Origin of the sequence: Flavobacterium sp. SOK18b, from assembly GCF_014156605.1 — a bacterium.
GTDB lineage: Bacteria > Bacteroidota > Bacteroidia > Flavobacteriales > Flavobacteriaceae > Flavobacterium > Flavobacterium tiangeerense.
The window spans coordinates 1-532 of the sequence record NZ_QKNZ01000177.1; the positions used below are offsets into that span (position 1 = coordinate 1).

Annotated in this window: 1 protein-coding gene; it reads right to left on the minus strand. The window is 27.4% G+C overall.

Translation table 11 applies throughout. The annotated features are described in order from the left end of the window. A partial coding sequence (locus DNC80_RS15760) for a hypothetical protein (protein WP_182652032.1) occupies positions 1-405 on the minus strand: 405 nt, incomplete at its 3' end. Between the last annotated feature and the right edge of the window lie 127 nt (positions 406-532).

Sequence of the window (532 nt, forward strand, 5' to 3'; positions counted from 1 at the left end):
ATTTTTTGGATGTAATCTTTGAATAAAAACTGTAATAGATTCTTTTGTGACTAATTTGGATTTTGATACAATCGATATTAACGATTCTTCTATCATTTCAGGCTCATTTAATGAAGAATCTCCTGAAGAAAAATTATAATTATGATATAATTGTTTTTGCATAGCCTCTACATTACTTTTCATCATTCCAAAAGTATCATTGTATAGTCTATCAAATAAATTTTCAATTTTTTTTGTATTACTATCAATTGCCTGTGCTACAGTTACAATTTCTTTATTTGATTTGTCTGACCATTTATAAAAAACTATTGATAAAACAAGTGCCAAAATTGCTAAAATAATAGAACTAAGCGCAGCAATTAAATTTATCAAATCGAGTGTTGACATTATATCTTTCTGTTCCATTGTGTCCTATTTTGTCCAGTTGTTATTTAACCAATCAAATCCTTTCGCTGAAAATCCTTTTCCCGCCCATGTATTTCCTACTTTGAAAACTAAAAGTTCATCATTTGCATCAATTAATTTTCCCAAT